Source organism: Stenotrophomonas sp. 1278 (genome assembly GCF_029892765.1).
In the GTDB taxonomy this organism is placed as follows: domain Bacteria; phylum Pseudomonadota; class Gammaproteobacteria; order Xanthomonadales; family Xanthomonadaceae; genus Stenotrophomonas; species Stenotrophomonas indicatrix.
In genome coordinates, this window is the sequence record NZ_JARXWD010000008.1 from 67,732 (window position 1) to 85,811 (window position 18,080).

The window sequence follows — 18,080 nt, forward strand, 5'->3', positions numbered from 1 at the left end:
GTGTCCGGTATGGGGGGTGTCGGCAGGGCCTGATCGGTGGCACGCTGGCCGCCCTGATGCTTCTGGCGTGTCCTGTCGTATGTCCCTGCCCAGCCGACTTCAGCTGCCGCCCGGTGACTGGGTTTCCCTGCTGGATGGCCTGTGCGCGCGCTTCCCGCGCATCGACCGGCTGCAATGGGAGAGTCGCTTCGCACGCGGGCGGATACAGGACGCACAGGGCAGGGCGCTGGCGCCGGACATGCCGTGGCAGGTGGGGCTGGAGATCCGCTACTTCCGTGAAGTGGCCGATGAGCCGGTGATTCCCTTCGAAGAGAACATCCTGCATTGCGACGCGCACCTGCTGGTGGCCGACAAGCCGCACTTCCTGCCGACCGCGCCGGCCGGTGCTTTTGTGCGCCAGACCCTGCTGGCACGCCTGGTCGAGCGCACCGGCAACGTCGACCTGGTGCCGTTGCACCGACTGGACCGGCTGACGGCCGGCCTGGTGCTGTTTTCCACCCAGCCGCAAACGCGCGACGCGTACCAGAGGCTGTTTCGTGAGCGCCGCATCGAGAAGACCTACGAGGCGCTGGCGCCGGCCTTGCCGGACCTGCGGTTTCCGCTGGAGCGGCATAGCCGGCTGCAGCCGGGGGACCCGTTCTTCCGTATGGCTGAAGTTCCCGGCGAGCCGAATGCGCTGACCCGTATCGAGGTCATTGATGCGCACGGCCCGGTCTGGCGCTATCGGCTTGCGCCCGAATCCGGGCGCAAGCATCAGCTGCGCGTCCATATGGCCGCGCTCGGGGCGCCGATCCTGGGGGACGAGTTTTATCCGCAGCTGCACGTGCGGCCAGAGCGTGCGGCCGAGCCGCCGTTGCAGCTGCTGGCGCAGGTGTTGGCCTTCGATGATCCGTTGACCGGCCAGCGACGCAGCTTCCGCAGCACGCGCACCTTGTGCGTTCCCGGCTGACGCACAGCCGGATTCACCTGCCCGGTCGTCGCGCCAGCCAGCGGTCCAGCTCGGCAGCGAACAACTGGCGGTCGCGCGCGCCGAGCGGCGGTGGCCCGCCGGTCTGGACGCCGGCGCCACGCAGTTCTTCCATGAAATTGCGCATCGACAGCCGCTCGGCCATGTTGTTGGGGGTGTACAGCTGGCCGCGCGGGTTCAGGGCCACGCCCTTCTTCTCCAGCACCAGGGCCGCCAAGGGGATGTCCTGGGTGACCACCAGGTCGCCGGCAGCCATCCGTTCGACAATGGCGCTGTCAGCCACATCCAGTCCCTGCGGAACCTGGATGGAGCGCAGCCAGCGCGAAGGCGGGGTGCGGATCCACTGGTTGGCGACCAGGGTCAGCTCCACGCCGACCCGTTCAGCTGCGCGGAACAGGATGTCGCGGATGACAACAGGGCAGGCGTCTGCGTCCACCCAGATGCGGGGGAGCAGGGGTTCAGCTCGGGTTTCAGCTTCAGTCATTTACCCAGTGTAGGGTAGGAAAAACCTGAATGGGGACCCGGGTTTAGCCTCGATCTGGTGCAACCCCTTGCCCTGTCTAGGGGCGGGCCGTTTGACGCTGAATATCATGGCTATCGCTTTTTGCTCAAAACACGCGTATCGTCTGGCCCACTGTGTTTGCTAGGGTCACCGTGAATCGTGGCCTGGTGCAGTTGATCTCACGATCCGCTCATCGATCCGCTTTACCAACGCCTGCAACTCAGTCTCGGCCCCGATACCCGGTGGCTGCGATTTTTTTCAACATGTGTTTCAGGAGTTAGTAAATATGTCTGATCGTCAGACCGGCACTGTCAAGTGGTTCAACGACGCCAAGGGCTTCGGCTTCATCACCCCGGAAAGCGGCCCGGACCTGTTCGTGCATTTCCGCGCGATCCAGGGCACCGGCTTCAAGACCCTGCAGGAAGGCCAGAAGGTTACCTTCGTCGCCGTCCAGGGCCAGAAGGGTATGCAGGCTGACCAGGTGCAGGCGGTCTAATCCGTCTGCTACCGTTTGGTAGCCAGAACGCCGGGAGCGAAAGCTCCCGGCGTTTTTCGTTTGCGTCGCACGACGGGTTCAACCCGCAGCCAGCGCCCGATCCAGCAGCTGGGTTATTTCCTGGTACTCGGCGCGTTCGGCTGCCGGAATGCACGACAGGATCTCGCGCAGGACGTCAACCACCTCCGGACCCACCGGCACTTCCATCCATTGCAGGTGGTAGGCCGCCAGTATCCGGCTGTCGTCATCGCTGGAATGGAGCTGACTGAACAGCAGCGGCAAGGCTTCGGGCCTCATGCATTCACCCAGCGCGTCGGTGCAGCGTTGCTGCCAGAACGCGGGCTGCGCTGCGATCATCTTCTGCAGGCGCTGCCAATCGTGCGCTTCGAATCTGCGCAGGACGCCCTTGGCAACGTGTTCGCAGATGTACTGCGTCCAGTTGTGGTCCTCGGATTGCCCGAGGTAACCAAGCAGTGCATCGAACGGCGGGGTGTCCATGCTGGCAGGCCTTCCACGGCCGGGCAGGGTAGCAGACACCTGCGTGCACCAGGCCGCGCTACCATCGGGCACCTTTCTGCGGAAGCCGCCCATGCGCATCGTCCATCATCTGGAAAATTCCCGTTCGCTTCGCGTGCTGTGGATGCTGGAAGAGCTGGGGCTGGACTACGAACTGCGCCGCTACCCGCGCGACCCGAAGACCCTGCTGGCGCCGCCGGAACTGCGCCAGGTGCATCCGCTGGGCAAGGCGCCGGTGCTGCAGGATGGCGACCTCATCTTGGCCGAATCCGGCGCCATCCTCGACTACCTGGTTGACCGCTACGACGTGCATCGCCAGCTGTCGCCGTCGCCGGTACCGGCCGAAGGCAAAGAGCGCATCGATTACCGCTACTGGCTGCACTATGCCGAAGGTTCGGCCATGCCGCCGATGCTGCTGACCCTGGTGATCAGCCGCATCCGCAGCGCGCCGATGCCGTTCTTCGCGCGGCCGATCGCCCGCAGCATCGCCGACAAGGCCGAGCGCGGTTTCATCGGCCCGCAGCGACGCCTGCATCTGGACTGGATGGAACGGCGCCTGGCCGAAAGCCCCTGGTTTGCAGGCGAACGCTTCACCGCTGCGGACATCCAGATGAGCTTCCCGATCCAGGCGGCGGCCGCACGCGGCGGCGGGCTGGACGACAAGCCGGCATTGCGTGGCTTCCTCAAGCGCATCGGCGAGCGCCCGGCCTACCGGCGCGCCGAGGCGCACGGCGGGGCATTGCAGGCCCTGCGCGGCGATTGAGGATGGCCGTCGCCGCCCCCATGCTTTGCCCATGGATACCACTGCCCCCCAGTTCGACAACCGCCTGCTGAATCTGCTGCCGGGCGATCCCGAGTCCGGTCCGCGCCGGCGCGAAGTGCTGGGTGCGGCCTGGTCGCCGGTGATGCCGACGCCTGTCGCAGCGCCGGTGCTGCTGGCGTGGTCGCCGGAGGTTGCCGGGATGCTGGGGTTCGATCCTGCGCAGGTCGATGACGAAAGCTTCGCCGAGGTGTTCGGCGGCAACGCGTTGTACGCGGGCATGCAGCCGTGGGCGGCCAACTATGGGGGCCATCAGTTCGGCCATTGGGCCGGTCAGCTCGGTGATGGCCGCGCCATCTCGCTGGGCGAGGTGATCGCCCCCGATGGCCGGCACTGGGAGCTTCAGCTGAAGGGTGCCGGGCCGACGCCGTATTCGCGCGGCGCCGACGGCCGTGCGGTGCTGCGCTCGTCGATCCGTGAATTCCTGTGCAGCGAGGCCATGCATCACCTGGGTGTGCCGACCACGCGCGCCCTGTCGCTGGTCGGCACCGGCGAAGACGTGGTGCGCGACATGTTCTACGACGGTCATCCCCGTGCGGAGCCCGGCGCGATCGTCTGCCGGGTATCGCCCTCGTTCCTGCGCTTTGGTTCGTTTGAACTGCCTGCTTCACGTGGCGAGACCGCACTGCTGAAGCAACTGGTCGAGGCGTGCATCGCCCGCGATTTCCCGGAACTGACGGGGCAGGGCGAAGCGCTGTATGGCGACTGGTTCGCACAGATCGCCGTGCGTACCGCAGAGATGATCGCGCACTGGATGCGCGTGGGCTTCGTGCATGGGGTGATGAACACCGACAACCTTTCCGTGCTCGGCGTGACGCTGGACTATGGCCCCTATGGCTGGGTCGAAGACTTCGACCCGGACTGGACCCCGAACACCACCGATGCGCAGGGACGCCGCTATCGTTTCGGCACCCAGCCGCAGGTGGCGTACTGGAATCTCAACCGGCTTGCGCAGGCGCTGTCGCCGTTGTTCGCCGACGTGCAGCCGCTGCAGGCAGGGCTGGCCGCTTACCAGGCGACCTTTGTCGCCTGCACCCGCCGCGATGTTGCGGCCAAGCTGGGGCTGGCCGCGGCCGATGATGCCGATCTGCAGCTTTACCAGCGCTGGCAGCAGCTGATGCAGGACGGCGGCATGGACATGACCCTGGCATGGCGTGCGTTGATGCGCATCGATGCCAACGCACCCGATGCAAGCGTATTGGCCGAGGTCTTCTACGACGCCGAGCGCCAGCACGCGGTACAGGAACCTCTGCAGCAGTGGCTGCAGGAGTACGCGGCGCGGCTGCGTGCCGATCCGCTGCCGGCAGCCGAGCGTGTCGCGAAGATGGGTGCGGCCAATCCACTGTATGTGCTGCGCAACTGGCTGGCACAGGAAGCGATCGACCGCGCCGAGCAGGGCGACCTGGGCGGTGTGCATGCCCTGCAGGACGTACTGCGTGATCCGTACACCGAACGCCCGGGGCTGGAACATTACGCCGGCAAGCGGCCGGCGTGGGCTGACGACCGCGCAGGCTGTTCGATGCTGTCCTGCAGTTCGTAGGGTTTTCCTTTGCAGGGCTGCGCCCTGCACCCGCTGTAGTGCCGGCCGCTGGTCGGCAACCTCAGCAGCAGCAACAGCAACGTCGGGATTCCGAGGGATGGCAGGGCACTTTGGGTTTGCGAGGGCGCCGTGAATCCGTCCATGGAGGCTTGGTCGCCGCATCCATGCGGCTCACACCCCGCAAACCCACAGTGCCCCGCCTTCGATAGTTGGCCGCGATCTGCCGGATCTGCCCCCGATCTGTTTCGAGATCTGTTGCTCTGGCTCCTGGCAGTGCAGGGCTGCAAGCCCTGCAAACACCTCGCCTACAACGATGGTAGTACGCATTCAGTGCGATATTCGCACACGCAGTCGATTACCGCACTTGAATGGTGCAGTGCGATAAATCTACTTTCATTTCCGCAGTTTCATAGCAGTCCAAGCGATCCACCCCTGGCGGGGCGAGGGAAGCAGCCGGTCCGGTGCTGATGCCAGGTGCAGGGGGAAGGCCGCCGGATTTTCCTTCCTCTGCGCGGAGTGATCGCATGCGCCGTCGTCTGTCCATTGTTTCCCTGTCCCTGCTTGCCGTGCTGCCGTCGCTGGCGCTGGCCTACCAGGCCGAACCGCCGCGCGAGGCACTGCAGGTGCTGCGTGTGGACCGCTACGCCGACGACGCCAACGCCGGCTCGCTGCGCTGGGCGATCACCACTGCCAATGCGGCGCCGGGTCGCTACCGCATCGAGATCGCGGCCGTGGGCGCTGCGCCTTACGTCATCACGCCGGCCACGCCGCTGCCGGAGATCAAGGGGCCGGTGCAGATCATCGGCACGTCCTGGGAACGCGATGGCCAGTACGTCGCCATCGATGGCTCGGCCTACGTGACCGGCACCGGTACCGATGCCTGCCCAGGCGCCGAGCCGGGCCAGTCCGGCACCAACGTGCGCACCACCACGCTGCCGGGCCTGGTCCTGCGCGATACCCAGGGCGTGGAGCTGGCCGGCCTGGAGATCCGCAATTTCTGCATCGGCGTGCTGGTCAACCGCTCCAGCCACAACGAGATCCATGACAACCGCATCGTCGCCAACAAGGGCGGCGCCGGCATCATGCTCACCGGTGATGACGGCAAGGGCCAGTCCACCGCCACCACCACCGTGCACAACCGCATCGTGCGCAACGTATTCCTCGATAACGGCGACGGCCTGGAGTTGACCCGCGGCGCGGCCTGGAACCTGGTGGCCGACAACCTGTTCCAATCCACCAGGGCCAACCCGGAACCTTCGCAGGGCATCGAGATCCTGTGGGGCAACGACAACAGCGTGGTCCACAACCGCTTCGTCGATTACTCCGATGGCCTGCAGATCAACTGGGGCAACCGCAACTACATCGCGGCAAACACCTTCACCGGCAATTCGCTGGGCCTGAGCATCACCGGCAGCGGCAACGTGGTCGACGGCAACACCATCAGCGGCAATGGCATCGGCATCGGCGTGCGCCCGCAGCCGGTCAGTGCGCCGAACCGCTTCACCGGCAACCGCATCTACGGCAACGGCCTGCCGATCGAGCGCTGCGAAGCCGGCGGGGCCTGCGTGAAGGGCCAGCCGCGTGGCGCCATCGTGTTCGGTGTGCCGGGCCTGGAGCACGCCAGCTTCGTCGGCTCCCGTGGCCGTGGCGTGGACAACGATGCGTCCAAGCGTGCGCGCATCTGCACCGCTGCCGGCCAGGCCGGCTGCCAGCCACTGCCGAACCTCGGCCAGGCCGCACCGCAGCTGACCGCAGTGCAGGGCAAGGGTGGGCAGCGCCTGCTGACCGGTCGTTTCCAGGGCGTGCCTGATACCCGCTACCAGGTGGAAGTGTTCGGCAACCGCGCCGCCACCGGCAACGAGGCCGAGTGGGTGCTGGGCAGTGTGGAAGCACGTACCGACGCGCAGGGGCAGGGCAGCTTCACCTTCCCGCTCGGTGCAGGGACCGACGCTGCCGCTGCCGGCAGCCTGACCGCCACGGTTACCTCGGCGCCGGGCGCCACCTCCCCGCTGAGTGCGCCGCTGTCGCTGCGCTGATCACCTCCACGAGACCGCGATCATGAATCCTGCGAAACCTGTTTCCCTGGGCATGCTGGCCGCCCTGCTGCTGCCAGCCGTGGCCAGCGCGCAGTCCAGCAACCGCTACGAAGGCAAGACGCTTACCGGCGACTGGGGCGGCACCCGCACCGAACTGTTCGAGCGCGGCGTTGCCTTCCGCGGCGACTACGTGGGCGAGGCCATGGGTGTGGTCGATGGTGGCTACGGCGAAACCGGCGCGCGCTATGCGCAGCAGGTGCGGGTGGGCGTGGACCTGGACATGGGCAAGCTGGCCGGCTGGGACGGCGGTGCGTTCCACTTCACCCTCAACGATCGTCGTGGCCGCAGCACCTCGGTGGACTTCGTCGGCAACCGCTTCCCGATCCAGGAGGCGTATGGCGGCCAGTACACGCGGCTGACCGAGCTGAGCTACGACCAGACCTTCAATGCGGGCCGGTCGTACTATAAGCTGGGGTACTACGCGATGGGCAACCAGTTCGGCCTGCACAGCCTGCTGACCCACTTCGTCAACGCCGCATTCTGCGCCCACCCGCTGGCGATGTCCGGCAACAGCGGCTGGTACAACTATCCGATGGCACGCTGGGGTGGTGAGTTCGCCCAGCAGATCAGCCCGGCGGTGAACGTGCGCACGGGCTGGTTCCAGGTCAACCCGAATCTGGGCGGCAACATCGAACGCAACGCATTCCGTCCGTTCGTTTCGGGCACCACCGGCTCGCTGTTTCCGGTGGAGGTGACCTGGACGCCGGCCAAGGGCAGCCGCTACGCCGGCGTCTACAAGTTCGGTGGCTACTACGACACGTCGCGCGTGGACAAGCGCGGCCTCGATACCTCGCCGACCACCGGGCGCCACGGCGCCTACGTGCTGGCCGAACAGCGCCTGACCCAGGAATCGGCCGACCCGAGCCGCGGCCTGACCGCCTTCGCGCAGTACATGGTGTCCGACACCGATACCGCGCAGATCAAGCGCTGGTACGCGCTGGGCGGCGTCTACCAGGGCATCGGCGCGCGTGCGCAGGACAGCATCGCGCTGGGCTACGTCGGCGCTGACATCAACCACCGCCTGGTCGATGCGCGGCGCGCCACGTTGGCCGCCGGGGGCGTGCCCACCGATTCGCCGCTGTACAACCTCAGCCAGGCCGAGGAGCTGTTCGAGCTGTCCTACAGCTTCCAGGTGAACCCCTGGCTGATGATCCGCCCGGACGTGCAGTACATCGTCAACCCGGGCACGTTCAATTACAGCGGTACCGACAACGCCTGGGCCGTGGGTGTCCAGGCCAAGGTGACCTTCTGATGGCCGCGCGCTCCTTCCATGCTGTGGTGACTGTGATGAAAATTCCGCTCGCTTCCGTTGTCCTCGCCGGCGTGCTCGCCTCCTCCCCCTTGCTGGGCCTGGCCGCGCCGCCACCGGCGGTGCTACAGGTCGGCCAACTACGCATCGGCGAGGGCAGCCCGCGCACCATCGTACCGATCACCGGTGCCACCGCAGATGTCGCTCTGCAGCAGGCCGCGGCCATCGCCGCCAGCAGATCCACCGACATCGCCGAATGGCGCATCGACTACCTGGACATCGCCACCGATGGCAAGGCGCTGGTCGCGCTGGGCAAGCGCATCCAGGCCACGCTGGGAGGCAAGCCAGCCATCGTGACCTTCCGCACGAAGGCCGAAGGGGGCGCCAAGCCGATCAGCGATGCCGACTACGGCAAGCTCTACGCCGCGCTGCTGCGCGGTGGTGTCGCCCAGCTGATCGACGTGGAGATGTTCCGCGATCCGAAGGTGGTGCAGGCGCTGGTGGCGCAGGCCCACAAGGCTGGCGTGAAAGTGGTGATGTCCAGCCATGACTTCCACGCCACGCCACCGCGCGAGGAAATCGTCGCACGCCTGCTCAAGCAGCAGGCCCTTGGCGCGGACGTGCTGAAGATCGCGGTGATGCCGCGCGACGCTGGCGATGTGCTGGCATTGCTCGATGCCACCTGGCAGGTGCGCCAGCAGAGCGACAAGCCGCTGCTGACCATGTCGATGGGCGGCACCGGCGTGGTTTCGCGCCTGGCCGGCGAAACCTTCGGCCAAGCCCTGACCTTCGGCATGATCGGCACCCCGTCGGCGCCAGGCCAGGTCGAGGTTGAGCGCCTCCAGGACGTCCTGCAGGTCATCCATGCATCCAGCCAGGCCGGTCACTGAGACCTTCCCCGCCGGACGTTCCACCGCACCACGCTGTTGCAGGAAACCGCACCATGAGCCACGCCTCCGCCTCCGCCGCCGCACCGTCGCTTGTCCTTGAACGGATGAGTCCCTTCCAGTGGACCGCCATCGCCATCTGCGTGCTGTTGAACATGCTTGATGGCTTCGATGTGATGGTCATGGCCTTCACCGCGCCGCATGTTTCGGCGGACTGGGCGCTGTCGGGCAAGGTACTGGGGCTGATGCTCAGTGCCGGCCTGGTCGGCATGGCGCTGGGTTCGTTCCTGCTGGCACCGCTGGCCGACCGCTGGGGGCGGCGGCCGATGATCGTGTGCTGCCTGCTGATCCTCACCAGTGGCATGGCGCTGTCCGCGCTGGCCGCCGACGCCTGGCAGCTGGGTGCGCTGCGCGTGTACACCGGCATCGGCATCGGCGGCATGCTGGCCGGTGTGGGGGTGATCACCGCCGAGTACGCCAACGCCAAGTGGCGCAGCACCGCAGTCGCGCTGCAGGCCACCGGCTACCCGATCGGTGCGACCGCTGGCGGTCTGCTGGCTGCGTGGATGCTGGAGCACTGGGCCTGGCACAGCGTGTTCCTGGTCGGCGCAGCGGCATCGCTGCTGTGCATTCCGCTGGTGCTCAAATGCCTGCCCGAATCGCTGGATTTCCTGGTCGCGCGTCGCCCGGCCAATGCCTTGCCACGCTTGAACGCGCTGCTCTCGCGCATGCGCATGCCAGAGCTGCAGGCGCTGCCGCCAGCGCCGGTGCGCGACGGCCAGCGCCAGGGTTATGCCGCGCTGTTCGTGGGTGACCTGCGCCGCGTCGCGCTGCTGATCGCACTGGCGTTCTTCCTGCACATGTTCGCGTTCTATTTCGTGCTGAGCTGGACGCCGAAGCTGCTGGTCTCGGCCGGCGTGTCGGCGCAGCAGGGCATCACCGGTGGCGTGCTGTTGAACCTGGGCGGCATCGTTGGCGGCAGCCTGTTCGGCTGGCTGGCCTCGCGCTGGTCGCTGTCCAGGCTGACGGCCGGCGCGCTGCTGCTGGCGATGGTTTCGATGCTGGGCTTTGCGGCCTTCAGCACGCAGCTGGGCGTGGCCTTCCCGCTGGCCTTCGTGATCGGTGCGGCACTGTTCGCAGCGATGGCCGGCCTGTATGCGGCCGCGCCGGTGGTGTTCGCCGCCGAAGTGCGGACCACCGGCCTGGGCTGGGCCATCGGCATCGGCCGGGTCGGTGCGATCCTCTCGCCACTCACGGTGGGTGTTCTGGTCGATGGTGGCTGGCAGCCGTCCTCGTTGTACGTGCTGTGCGCTGCGCCGCTGCTGCTGGCGGCATGGGCGTGCCTCGGCCTGCGCGTGGGCGTGGGTCAGAACCGGCGTTGAACCGATGGCCGGAGCACATCACTCAATGTGCGATTATCGAATCGAATGGCCGAATATCGCATTGACCGGGCGACGTGCCATGGCGACCATGTCCGGGTCATGTTTTCCCTTCGCAGTGGCCCTGCAGCGTGGCGGTGATGACCGCCGGCAGGCAGGGCAAGGAGCAATGCAGTGATCGACAAGAGCGTAGCCAGCGTGGAAGCAGCGGTGGCCGATATCCATGATGGCGCGACCGTGATGATCGGCGGCTTTGGCACTGCCGGCATGCCCGACGAGCTGATCGATGCGCTCATTGCACAGGGTGCGCGCGAGCTGACCATCATCAACAACAATGCCGGCAACGGCGATACCGGCCTGGCTGCGCTGATCAAGCACAAGCGCGTGCGCCGCATCGTCTGCTCCTTCCCGCGCCAGGCCGATTCGCAGCACTTCGACGCGGCCTACCGCGCCGGCGAGATCGAACTGGAGCTGGTGCCGCAGGGCAACCTGGCCGCGCGCATCCATGCGGCCGGTTCCGGGCTGGGCGCGGTCTTCACGCCCACCGGTTATGGCACCGAGTTGGCCCAGGGCAAGGAAACGCGCGAGATCGACGGTCGCCACTACGTGCTCGAGTACCCGCTGCATGCCGATTTCGCGCTGATCAAGGCCGACCGCGGCGATCGCTGGGGCAACCTGGTGTATCGCCGGACTGCACGCAACTTCGGCCCGCTGATGGCGATGGCCGCGCGCTGCACCATCGTGCAGGTGCGTGAGGTGGTGCCGCTGGGCGAGCTGGACCCGGAGGCCGTGGTGACCCCCGGCATCTTCGTGCAGCGCGTGGTGCCGGTGGCCGCAGAAGGAGTGCAGGCATGAACAAGCTCAGCCGCGAACAGATGGCCGCGCGCGTGGCGCGCGATATTCCCGAAGGGGCCTACGTCAACCTGGGCATCGGCCTGCCGACCACGGTGGCCAACTTCCTGCCGGCGGACAAGGAGATACTGCTGCAGTCGGAAAACGGCCTGCTGGGCATGGGCCCGGCACCGGCGCCCGGCCAGGAAGACCCGGACCTGATCAATGCCGGCAAGCAGCCGGTTACCCTGCTGACCGGTGGCTGCTATTTCCACCACGCCGATTCGTTCGCGATGATGCGTGGCGGCCACCTCGACATCTGCGTGCTCGGTGCCTTCCAGGTCTCGGCGCACGGTGACCTGGCCAACTGGAGCACCGGCGCCTCCGATGCGATTCCCGCCGTGGGCGGTGCAATGGACCTGGCCATCGGGGCCAAGCAGGTGTTCGTGATGATGGACCTGTTCACCAAGCAGGGTGAAAGCAAGTTGGTGGCCGAATGCAGCTATCCGCTGACCGGCCTGCGCTGCGTGTCGCGCGTGTATACCGATGTGGCGGTGTTCGACCTCGGCGCCGACGGCGCGACCGTGCTGGAAATGGTCGAGGGCGTGGACATCGATCAACTGCGTGAACTGACCGGCCTGCCGCTGGCACTGGCCGAGGGAGTCTGAAATGCCGCTGCACGAGACCTATATCGTCGATGGCATCCGCACCCCGATCGGCCGCTACGGCGGTGCGTTGTCTGGTGTGCGCGCCGACGACCTCGGCGCGATTCCGCTGAAGGCACTGCTGGCGCGCCACCCGCAGCTGGACCCGGCGCTGGTGGAGGACGTCTACCTGGGCTGCGCCAACCAGGCCGGTGAGGACAACCGCAACGTCGCCCGCATGAGCCTGCTGCTGGCCGGCCTGCCGGTGAGCGTGCCCGGCAGCACGATCAACCGCCTGTGCGGTTCGGGCCTGGATGCGATCGGCACCGTGGCCCGTGGCATTGCTGCCGGCGAGCTCGGCCTGGCGATTGCCGGCGGCGTCGAATCGATGTCGCGCGCGCCGTTCGTGATGGGCAAGGCAACCTCGCCGTTTGCCCGTGACCAGCAGATCGAAGACACCACCATGGGCTGGCGTTTCATCAACCCGCGCCTGCGTGAACTGCACGGCGTGGAGACCATGGGCCAGACCGCCGAGAACGTGGCTGAGCGCTACGGCGTCAGCCGCGAGGACCAGGATGCGTTCGCCCTGCGCAGCCAGCAGCGAACGGCCGCCGCGCAGGCGCGCGGCTTCTTCGACGGCGAGATCGTGGCGGTGGACGTACCGGGCCGCAAACGCGGCGAAACCGTGACCGTCGACCGCGATGAACACCCGCGCGGCGATACCACCGCCGAAGCACTGGCCAAGCTGAAGCCGCTGTTCCGCCAGCCGGGCACGGTGACCGCCGGCAACGCCTCGGGCATCAACGATGGTGCCGCCGCGCTGCTGCTGGCCTCCGGTGCGCAGGTGCAGGCGCTGGGCCTGACCCCGCGCGCGCGCATCCTCGGCTTTGCCAGTGCCGGCGTGGAGCCGGCGATCATGGGCATGGGCCCGGTGCCGGCCAGCCAGAAGCTGATGGCACGGCTGGGCCTGGCCATCGACGATTTCGATGCCATCGAACTGAACGAGGCCTTCGCGTCGCAGGGGCTGGCCTGCATGCGCCAGCTGGGCCTGGCCGATGATGCCGCGCACGTGAACCCCAACGGCGGTGCCATCGCGCTGGGCCACCCGCTGGGCATGAGCGGCGCGCGCCTGGCGCTGACCCTGCTGCGCCAGCTGGAGGCCAGCGGTGGCCGCCGTGGCCTGGCCACGATGTGCATCGGCGTGGGGCAGGGCGTGGCCCTGGCCATCGAGCGCGTGTGAACCATCCCCTGATTCCGTAATCTCAAGACAGCTGCGGCTTCCGGGCCGCTCGCCAACAGGAGTACGCCATGAGCGATCCCACCCCACTGCGCGGCTACCGCAAGCCGTACCCCGGCAGCCAGCCGCCGCGCATCCACCTGCCGTACGCCTCCACCGCGCTGCGCGGCCCGGGAACCGACCCGATCGCGATCCCGGTGACGCTCTCGGAAGTGACCGGCCCGAGCATCAACCGCGTCACCCTCGGTGAGCATGCCGCCGACCTGACCGCCGGCTTCCCCGGCCAGCCGCAGGGTGAGCGCATCATCGTCAGCGGCCGCGTGCTGGACGAGAACGGCCGCCCGGTGCGCAACACCGTGGTGGAGGTGTGGCAGTGCAACGCCGCCGGCCGTTACCTGCACAAGGGCGACCAGCACGACGCGCCGCTGGATCCGAACTTCCAGGGCACCGGCCAGGTGCTGACCGACAGCGAAGGCCGCTACCGCTTCACCACCATCAAACCGGGCGCGTACCCGTGGCGCAATCACTACAACGCCTGGCGCCCGGCACACATCCACTTCTCGCTGCATGGCGAAGGCATCGGCCAGCGCCTGGTCACGCAGATGTATTTCCCCAATGATCCGCTGCTGGCGTTTGATCCGATCTACAACTGCGTGGACGACGCCAAGGCGCGGGAGCGCATGGTGTCCTCGTTCGATTGGGAAAACACCGCCAACGAATTCGCGCTGGGCTACCGTTTCGACATCGTGCTGCGCGGTCGCAAGATGACCGTCTGGGAGTAACACCATGAGTTTCCAATCCACTCCATGGCAGACCGTGGGCCCGTACTACCGCCTGGGCCTTGAACCGCTGTACCGCACCGACATCGCCCCGGCCACCGCGCAGGGTGAGCGCGTGGAAGTGCAGGGCCAGGTGTTCGATGGCAATGGCGTGCCGGTGTCCGATGCCGTGCTGGAAATCTGGCAGGCCGACGCGCAGGGCATCTATGCCCATGGCGAAGACCCGCGCCGGGACGACCACGACCCGGCCTTCGACGGCTGGGGCCGCGTGCCCACCGACGACCAGGGCCGCTTCGCCTTCACCACCGTCAAGCCGGGCCGCGTGCCGGGCCTGCGTGGCGAGCCGCAGGCGCCGCACCTGGTGGTGCTGGTGTTCATGCGCGGCCTGCTGCAGGCCACCCGTGCACGCATCTACTTCAGTGACGAAGCCAGCAACGCCGAGGACGGCATCCTCGCGCTGGTGCCGGCCGAACGCCGCCACACCCTGGTCGCACAGGCGCAGGGCAAGGGCCTGTACCACTGGGACGTGCGCATGCAGGGCCCGGACGAGACGGTGTTCTTCGCATACTGATCGCGGCGCGCCCGACGCGCCTTCCGGCCACTCCACGCCCGCGTGCGGCGGGCGCGGGTAAGCTGTGATTACCCAGGATGGACTGCACCGATGAGCCACTTCCCAACGCTGCTGGGCGGTCTGTTCGGCGACCCCGCCGTCGACGCCGTGTTCCGCGATGAAGCACGCCTGCAGGCGATGCTCGATGTCGAACGCGCTCTGTCGCGCGCGCAGGTGCAGTGCGGGGTGATTCCCGCAGCCGCGCTGGCACCGATCGAAGCGGCCTGCAGCGCCGATCTGTATTCGTTGCCGGCGCTGTCGGCAGCCACCGCACTGGCTGGCAATCCGGCCATTCCACTGGTCAAGGCACTCACCGCGCAGGTCAAGGCGAACGATGCCGAGGCCGCGCGCTGGGTGCACTGGGGCGCCACCAGCCAGGACATCATCGATACCGGCGCGGTGCTGCAGCTGCGCGCGGCAGTCAGCCAGGTGCAGGCGCGCCTGCGCGTGCTGTGCATGGCGCTGGCGCGGCTGGCCGAGGCCGAGCGCGGCACCGGGCTGCCCGGACGCACGCTGCTGCAACAAGCAGTGCCGGTGACCTTCGGCCTGAAGGCGGCCGGTTGGCTCGACGCCCTGCAGCGCAGCCAGCGCAGGCTGGATGCGTTGGCCGCAGACACCCTGGTGCTGCAGTTCGGCGGTGCCGCCGGCACCCTGGCCTCGCTGCAGACGCGCGGGCTGGACGTGGCCGAAGCCCTGGCTGCCGAGCTGCAGTTGCCGCTGCCGGCGTTGCCCTGGCACACCGCGCGTGACCGCATTGCCGAGTTCGGCAGCGTGTTCGCACTGCTGACCGGCAGTCTCGGCAAGATCGCCACCGACATCGTGCTGCTGATGCAGTCCGAGGTGGCCGAAGCCTTCGAGCCGGCGGGCGAGGGCAAGGGCGGTTCCTCGGCAATGCCGCACAAGCGCAATCCGGTGGGCTGCGTGGCCGCCATTGCCGCCGCCACGCGCGTACCGGGCCTGCTGTCCACGCTGTTCACTGCCATGCCGCAGCCGCACGAGCGCGCAGCAGGCCAATGGCACGCCGAATGGGACACCGTGCCGGAGATCGTGCGCCTGTGTGCGGGCAGCCTGGCCCAGGTGGATGTGGTGGTGCAGGGCCTGCAGCTGGACCGCGAGCGCATGCGCCAGCACCTGGACAGTCATGGCGGCCTGCTTTACGCCGAAGCCGTTGCGGTCACCCTGGGCGAGCGCATCGGCAAGCCCGCCGCACATGCCCTGGTGGAACAAGCGGCCAGGCAGGCGCTTGCGCAATCGCAGCACCTGCGCGTGGTGCTGGGGCAGATGCCCGAAGTCACCGCGCAGCTTTCCGCCGCACAACTGGATGCCCTGTTCGCCGCAGACAGCTGGCGCGGCATGGCCGATACCTGGATCGACCGCGTGCTCGCGCGCGGCTGATCCTACGTTCAACGCTGGAGCACGCATGCCATTCCTCGACCTTCCGCAGCATCGCCTGCACTACCAGACCGAGGGCCGCGCCGACGGGCAGTGGCTGACCTTCTGCAATTCGCTGGGTACCGACCTGGGCATGTGGCAGCCGCAGGTGGATGCACTCGCCTCGCAGTACCGCATCCTGCGCTATGACCGTCGCGGCCATGGCCAGTCCAGCACGCCGCCGGGGCTGTACAGCGTGGCCGAACTGGGCGCTGATGTGCTGGCCCTGTGGGACCACCTCGGCATCGCGCGCAGCCATTTCTGCGGGCTGTCGATCGGTGGCCTGACCGGGCAGTGGCTGGGCGTGCATGCTGGCAATCGCCTGCGCACGCTCACGGTGGCTGCCACCGCAGCGAAGATCGGCACGCTGGACGGCTGGCAGGCGCGCATCGCCCAGGTCCAGCACGATGGCCTGTTGCCGCTGGTCGATGGCACCCGCGAACGCTGGTTCACCGCCGCTTTCGCGCAGACCCATGCCAGCCAGGTGGAAGACATCCTGCAGCGCTTCCTCGCCACCAGCGTGGTTGGCTATGCCGGCTGCTGCAACGCCGTGGGCACGGCCGACTTCCGTGATGCGCTGGGCCGCATTGGCGTGCCGTTGCTGGCCATTGCCGGAAATGACGACCCGGTATGCGCTCCGGCCGAGCTGCAGGCAATCGCCGACGGCGTGGCCCATGGCCACCATGCCACCGTGCCGGGCCGCCACATCTGCAACCTGGAATCGCCGCAGGCGTTCACCTCCGCACTGGCCGCGCATCTTTCGGCGCAGCACTGATCCCGCACAACAGGTAGACCACGATGGACGAACAGGAACGCTACGAAGCCGGCCTTGCGGTGCGCCGCCAGGTACTGGGCGAGGCACACGTCGAACGCTCGCTGCAGGCGCGCACCGAGTTCACCACCGAATTCCAGGAATTCATCACGCGCACGGCGTGGGGCACGGTGTGGACGCGCGAGGGCCTGCCGCGGCATACGCGCTCGCTGCTGACCATCGTGATGATGGTGGCGCTGGGCCACGACGAGGAGTTCAAGCTGCATATCCGTGCCGCCCGCAACAACGGGGTGACGCCGGAGGAGATCAAGGAAGCGCTGCTGCAGGCCGCGATCTACTGTGGCGTGCCCGCGGCCAACCACGCGTTCGCGCTGGCCAAGCCGATCCTGGAAGAGCAGGCCGCAGAGCGCTGACGCCGAACATCCGCCGGGCCATGCCCGGCGGCTGCACCTCAATTCAACAACGTGCCCAGCCGCTGTGCGGCTTCGCGCAGGCGCGGCAACAGCTGGGTCTGCATCACGCCCAGGCCGATACGGCCCGCCTGGGTGCCGATGTTCAGCGCGGCCACGACATCGCCGCTGCGCGAACGCACTGGCACGGCGATCGAGCGCAGGCCGATCTCCAGTTCCTGGTCGACCAGCGACGCGCCTTCGCGGCGCACCTTTTCCAGCAGGTCGAGGAAGTCATCCATGCGGGTGACCGTGCGTTCAGTGCGCGGCCGCAGCGGGTTGCGTTCCAGGTAGCCTTCCAGCGTGTCGCGCGGCAACGAGGCCAGCAGCACGCGGCCCATCGAGGTGCAGTAGGCCGGCAGGCGGCTGCCTGCGCGCAGGCCGATCGACATGATGCGTACGGTTTCCGCGCGTGCTACGTACAGGATGTCATCGCCATCGAGCACGCCCAGCGAGCAGGATTCGTGCACGGCATCGCGCAGGGCATCCAGCACCGGTTGTGCAGCAGCGGTCATCGACGACGACGCGACATAGGCGCCGCCCATGCCCAGCACGCGCGGCAGCAGCACGAAGCCGCGGCCCTGTTCACCCACGTAGCCGAGCTTTTCCAGCGTGTACAGCACGCGCCGTACCGCTGCGCGGGAAATGCCGGTATCGCTGCTGATCTGTGACATCGTCACTTCGCGCGGGTGCTGCGAGAACACGCTCAGCACGGCCAGGCCGCGGCCGAGCGACGTCATGAAGTCCGGATCGCCCTGGTTGTCCTGGATCTGCTGCATCAGCTCATGGGCCAGGCCACGATCCTGCGGTGGGGCAGGGGGGCGCTTGGGTCGACGGCTGGGAGGAACGGCAGGCATGGCAGCAGCTTTCATCGG

19 protein-coding genes are annotated in these 18,080 nt (G+C 67.6%); 16 read left to right on the forward strand and 3 right to left on the reverse strand.

The features are described 5' to 3' along the window. Positions 1-79: 79 nt before the first annotated feature. Complete coding sequence (locus M2299_RS09935) at positions 80-949, forward strand: pseudouridine synthase (protein ID WP_280884273.1); 870 nt, start codon at positions 80-82, stop codon at positions 947-949. Positions 950-962: 13 nt separating this feature from the next. On the opposite strand, the gene M2299_RS09940 is transcribed toward M2299_RS09935, so the two are convergent. Next, a complete protein-coding gene (locus tag M2299_RS09940) occupies positions 963-1,451 on the reverse strand; it encodes a YaiI/YqxD family protein (protein WP_025875110.1) in 489 nt (162 codons plus the stop codon). Between the two features lie 304 nt (positions 1,452-1,755). On the opposite strand from M2299_RS09940, the gene M2299_RS09945 reads away from it, so the two are divergent. Then, positions 1,756-1,965: a cold-shock protein gene (locus tag M2299_RS09945; RefSeq protein ID WP_025875108.1), complete on the forward strand. Its 210-nt coding sequence runs from the start codon at positions 1,756-1,758 to the stop codon at positions 1,963-1,965. Positions 1,966-2,043: 78 nt separating this feature from the next. Here the strand turns inward: M2299_RS09945 and M2299_RS09950 are convergent, their stop codons facing one another. Further along, positions 2,044-2,463 (reverse strand): hypothetical protein, encoded by a 420-nt coding sequence (locus M2299_RS09950; protein WP_280884274.1) that lies wholly within the window; start codon positions 2,461-2,463, stop codon positions 2,044-2,046. Positions 2,464-2,554: 91 nt separating this feature from the next. Here M2299_RS09950 and M2299_RS09955 point away from each other — a divergent pair, with 91 nt between their 5' ends. The 14 genes from M2299_RS09955 to pcaC all read left to right on the forward strand — a co-directional run bounded on the left by M2299_RS09955 (position 2,555) and on the right by pcaC (position 17,169). After that, positions 2,555-3,244 (forward strand): glutathione S-transferase, encoded by a 690-nt coding sequence (locus M2299_RS09955; RefSeq protein ID WP_025875105.1) that lies wholly within the window; start codon positions 2,555-2,557, stop codon positions 3,242-3,244. Between the two features lie 31 nt (positions 3,245-3,275). After that, positions 3,276-4,841, forward strand: a complete 1,566-nt coding sequence (locus tag M2299_RS09960; protein ID WP_100436125.1) for a protein adenylyltransferase SelO — start codon at positions 3,276-3,278, stop codon at positions 4,839-4,841. A 524-nt stretch (positions 4,842-5,365) separates the two neighbouring features. Continuing rightward, on the forward strand, positions 5,366-6,877 hold the full coding sequence (locus tag M2299_RS09965) for a right-handed parallel beta-helix repeat-containing protein (protein WP_280884275.1): 1,512 nt from the start codon (positions 5,366-5,368) through the stop codon (positions 6,875-6,877). 22 nt (positions 6,878-6,899) lie between these two features. After that, entirely contained in the window at positions 6,900-8,189 is a 1,290-nt protein-coding gene (locus M2299_RS09970) for a carbohydrate porin (RefSeq protein WP_280884276.1), read from the forward strand. A 35-nt stretch (positions 8,190-8,224) separates the two neighbouring features. Then, on the forward strand, positions 8,225-9,076 hold the full coding sequence (aroD, locus tag M2299_RS09975; RefSeq protein WP_223485160.1) for a type I 3-dehydroquinate dehydratase: 852 nt from the start codon (positions 8,225-8,227) through the stop codon (positions 9,074-9,076). 53 nt (positions 9,077-9,129) lie between these two features. Then, positions 9,130-10,455, forward strand: coding sequence for an MFS transporter (locus M2299_RS09980; RefSeq protein WP_280884277.1), 1,326 nt, complete (start codon positions 9,130-9,132; stop codon positions 10,453-10,455). A gap of 171 nt (positions 10,456-10,626) precedes the next feature. Then, positions 10,627-11,307 carry a 3-oxoacid CoA-transferase subunit A gene (locus M2299_RS09985; RefSeq protein ID WP_025875093.1) on the forward strand — a complete coding sequence of 227 codons (681 nt, stop codon included), beginning with the start codon at positions 10,627-10,629 and terminating at the stop codon, positions 11,305-11,307. Beyond that, entirely contained in the window at positions 11,304-11,951 is a 648-nt protein-coding gene (locus M2299_RS09990) for a 3-oxoacid CoA-transferase subunit B (protein WP_033830892.1), read from the forward strand. Before M2299_RS09985 ends, M2299_RS09990 begins: the two co-directional genes overlap by 4 nt. A gap of 7 nt (positions 11,952-11,958) precedes the next feature. Then, entirely contained in the window at positions 11,959-13,167 is a 1,209-nt protein-coding gene (gene pcaF, locus M2299_RS09995; RefSeq protein WP_280884297.1) for a 3-oxoadipyl-CoA thiolase, read from the forward strand. Between the two features lie 68 nt (positions 13,168-13,235). Then, a complete protein-coding gene (gene pcaH / locus M2299_RS10000; protein ID WP_280884278.1) occupies positions 13,236-13,946 on the forward strand; it encodes a protocatechuate 3,4-dioxygenase subunit beta in 711 nt (236 codons plus the stop codon). 4 nt (positions 13,947-13,950) lie between these two features. Further along, complete coding sequence (gene pcaG / locus M2299_RS10005) at positions 13,951-14,514, forward strand: protocatechuate 3,4-dioxygenase subunit alpha (RefSeq protein WP_025875085.1); 564 nt, start codon at positions 13,951-13,953, stop codon at positions 14,512-14,514. Positions 14,515-14,604: 90 nt separating this feature from the next. Continuing rightward, positions 14,605-15,948 carry a 3-carboxy-cis,cis-muconate cycloisomerase gene (locus tag M2299_RS10010; protein WP_180831276.1) on the forward strand — a complete coding sequence of 448 codons (1,344 nt, stop codon included), beginning with the start codon at positions 14,605-14,607 and terminating at the stop codon, positions 15,946-15,948. 25 nt (positions 15,949-15,973) lie between these two features. After that, positions 15,974-16,759, forward strand: coding sequence for a 3-oxoadipate enol-lactonase (pcaD, locus tag M2299_RS10015; RefSeq protein ID WP_100436132.1), 786 nt, complete (start codon positions 15,974-15,976; stop codon positions 16,757-16,759). A 23-nt stretch (positions 16,760-16,782) separates the two neighbouring features. Then, positions 16,783-17,169 carry a 4-carboxymuconolactone decarboxylase gene (gene pcaC / locus M2299_RS10020; protein ID WP_025875079.1) on the forward strand — a complete coding sequence of 129 codons (387 nt, stop codon included), beginning with the start codon at positions 16,783-16,785 and terminating at the stop codon, positions 17,167-17,169. A 38-nt stretch (positions 17,170-17,207) separates the two neighbouring features. Here the strand turns inward: pcaC and M2299_RS10025 are convergent, their stop codons facing one another. After that, positions 17,208-18,062, reverse strand: a complete 855-nt coding sequence (locus M2299_RS10025) for an IclR family transcriptional regulator C-terminal domain-containing protein (protein ID WP_025875077.1) — start codon at positions 18,060-18,062, stop codon at positions 17,208-17,210. Positions 18,063-18,080 lie beyond the last annotated feature (18 nt).